Source organism: Streptomyces bohaiensis (genome assembly GCF_012033785.1).
GTDB lineage: Bacteria > Actinomycetota > Actinomycetes > Streptomycetales > Streptomycetaceae > Streptomyces > Streptomyces bohaiensis.
Genome location: NZ_JAAVJC010000402.1, coordinates 1 through 3,173 on the forward strand (window position 1 = coordinate 1; position 3,173 = coordinate 3,173).

At 75.4% G+C, this 3,173-nt stretch carries 1 protein-coding gene and 1 pseudogene; one reads left to right on the top strand and one right to left on the bottom strand.

What is annotated here, in order from left to right; translation table 11 throughout:
• Positions 1-83 (top strand): annotated as a pseudogene (locus HCN52_RS26480) (phosphoketolase family protein); the annotation flags it as partial.
• Between the two features lie 479 nt (positions 84-562).
• Here HCN52_RS26480 and HCN52_RS23235 read toward each other — a convergent pair.
• The gene (locus tag HCN52_RS23235; RefSeq protein WP_168090397.1) at positions 563-2,983 is read right to left on the bottom strand and encodes a phosphoketolase family protein; all 2,421 of its coding nucleotides are present in this window, start codon (positions 2,981-2,983) and stop codon (positions 563-565) included.
• Positions 2,984-3,173 lie beyond the last annotated feature (190 nt).

The following is a 3,173-nucleotide window of genomic DNA, read 5'->3' on the forward strand; positions in this document are numbered from 1 at the left end:
CCCCGTTCGACATGACGGTCCTCAACGACCTGGACCGCTACCGGCTGGTGATGGACGTGATCGACCGCGTGCCCGGTTCTGGTCGGCCCGGCGGGAGAGCGCGTAGCAGCCGTTGACGCCGACGATGCCGGCCCACGCCACGAGCAGTCCCAGCGGCCCGACGTGGGTCGCCGCGATGGCCGACAGCGGGATCGCCAGCACCAGCGAGGCCAGGGCGAGCCCCAGCGGGCCGCCCGGCCCCCGGAACTCGGGCCGCCGCGCCGGACCGTCGCCGCCCCCGGTCAGCTGCTGCTCCGCGAGGCGCCGCCGGACCCGCTTGTCGACCACGGCCTCGATGCGCTGGTCGACCTTCTCCACGAAGGCGTCGACCAGCTCCTCGTCGTACGCCTCACCCAACTCCCGGCGCGTCTGGACGGTCGCCGCGAACTCCTGCGCCAGCTCGGCGTCTCCTCGGGTGCTCATGCACGCGAGGCTAGGCGAGCGGCGGGGCCGGGCGCAGTGGGGCTGGCCCCACCATCCTGGCCGGGTGCCCCGGCCAGGGCCCCGGCTTCGGCCCGCCGCCTCACCCCGCTGCCGCGGCGCCGCGCCCGCCGTCGGGCCACCGCCACTGGGCGACCTCCGGCATGTCGGTGCCGTACTCCCGCGTCCAGCGGTGGTGCCGGAACCGGGCGTCCTCCATCTGCTGCCGCACCCCCGCCGCCCGCACCGCCAACCCGGGCACGCGGTCGATCACGTCCATCACCAGCCGGTAGCGGTCCAGGTCGTTGAGGACCGTCATGTCGAACGGGGTGGTCGTGGTGCCGGCCTCCCGGTAGCCGCGGACGTGCAGGTGGTCGCCCCGGTCGTGCCGGTAGGCGAGACGGTGGATCAGCCACGGGTAGCCGTGGTAGGCGAAGACCACCGGGCGGTCCCGGGTGAACAGCGCCTCGTACCGGCGGGCCGACATGCCGTGCGGGTGCTCCTCCTCGGGCAGCAGCCGCGCCAGGTCCACCACGTTCACCACCCGCACGGCGAGCGAGGGCAGCAGCCGCCGCAGCAGCGAGGCGGCCGCCAGCACCTCCTGGGTCGGCACGTCGCCCGCGCACGCCAGCACCACGTCCGGTTCCTCGCCCGCCCGCTCGGTGCCGGCCCACTCCCAGACCCCGGCGCCGCGCGCGCAGTGCGTCGCGGCCTCCTGGGGCGACAGCCAGTCGAAGGTCGGCTGCTTCCCCGCCACCACGACGTTGACCTGGTCGCGGCTGCGCAGCACCTCGTCCGCCACGCACAGCAGGGTGTTGGTGTCCGGCGGCAGGTAGACCCGCACCACCTCGGGCGACTTGTTCAGCACGTGGTCCACGAACCCGGGGTCCTGGTGCGAGAACCCGTTGTGGTCCTGCCGCCACACGTGCGAGGTCAGCAGGTAGTTCAGCGACGCCACCGGGCGGCGCCACGGCAGCCGCCGCGACACCCGCAACCACTTGACGTGCTGGTTCACCATCGAGTCCACGATGTGCGCGAACGCCTCGTAGCAGGAGAACAGCCCGTGGCGGCCCGTCAGCAGATAGCCCTCCAGCCAGCCCTGGCAGGTGTGCTCGGAGAGGATCTCCATCACCCTGCCGTGCGGGTCGAGGTCCTCGTCCACCGGCAACGTCTCCGCCTGCCACGCCTTGCCGCTCGCCGTGTACAGCGCGTCCAACCGGTTGGAGGCCGTCTCGTCCGGCCCCACCACCCGGAAGTCGCGCCGCCGCGCCGTGGCCGCCATCACGGCGGCCAGGTAGCGGCCCAGCACCCGGGTCGGTTCGTGGGAGCCGGCCCCCGGCGCCGCCACCGGAACGGCGAACTCCGCCAGCGGCGGCAGCGGCAGCTCCCGCAGCAGCGCCCCGCCGTTGGCGTACGGCGAGGCCCCCAGCCGCCGGTCGCCCCGGGGGACGGCCGCCAGCACCTGGGGGCTCGGCCCGCCGGACGCGTCGAACAGCTCCTCCGGCCGGTAGGAGCGCAGCCACTCCTCCAGCTGCCGCAGGTGGGCCGGGTTCTCCCGCACGTGCGGCAGCGGCACCTGGTGCGCCCGCCAGGTCCCGGCGACCGGCTGCCCGTCGACCTCGGCCGGCCCGGTCCAGCCCTTGGGGGTGCGCAGCACGATCGCCGGCCAGCGGGGCGTGCCGCGCCATCCGTCGGTACGCGCGGCGTGCTGGATCACGGTGATCCGGTCCAGCGCGACGTCCATCGCCGCCGCCATCGCCCGGTGCACCGCCGCCGGGTCGTCCCCCGAGACGTGCAGCGCCTCGTGGCCGTGGGCGCGCAGCAGCGCGTCCAGTTCCTCGCCCGGGACCCGCGCCGGGACGCTGGGGTTGGCGATCTTGTAGCCGTTGACGTGCAGCACCGGCAGCACCGCGCCGTCGTGCACCGGGTCCAGGAAGCGCGTCGACGCCCAGGAGGCGGCCAGCGGACCGGTCTCCGCCTCGCCGTCCCCGATCACACACGCCACGACCAGCTCCGGGTGGTCGAACGCCGCCCCGTAGGCGTGCGCGAGCGAGTAGCCCAGCTCCCCGCCCTCGTGGATCGACCCCGGCGTCTCGGGCGCGACGTGGCTCGGCACCCCGCCGGGGAACGAGAACTGCCGGAACAGCCGGGCCATGCCCGCCTCGTCCCGGCCCACGTCCGGGTAGACCTCCGCGTAGCTGCCGTCGAGCCAGCTGTTGGCCAGCACCGCCGGACCGCCGTGGCCCGGCCCCCACACGCAGAGCATCGGCAGCCCCCGCCCGCGGATGACCCGGTTCAGCTGCGTGTGGACCAGGTTGAGCCCGGGCGCGGTGCCCCAGTGCCCCAGCAGGCGCGGCTTGATGTGCTCCGGGCGCAGCGGCTCCCGCAGCAGCGGGTTGCCCATCAGGTAGATCTGCCCGGCCGAGAGGTAGTTCGCCGCACGCCAGTGCGCGAGCAGCGACGCCAGTTCCGTCTCGGAGACGGCGGGGGAGCGGACGGCGGGGGTGAGGGTGTCGGCGGCCATGGCGACCTCGCGAGGGATCGGTGGGTGCGGTCGGCGCCGGGCCGGGGGAGGTCCGGCAGCTCTTCCCAGCGTCCCCGCCCCGGGCCGAGCCCGCGACCGCGCCCGGTGGAAGGCCCCCCGGCGGGCGGTGCGGCGGCCCGCTCGCGGCCGTGGTCGGCGCACCGGAGCGGGCTGTTCCGCGGTCGGGGGG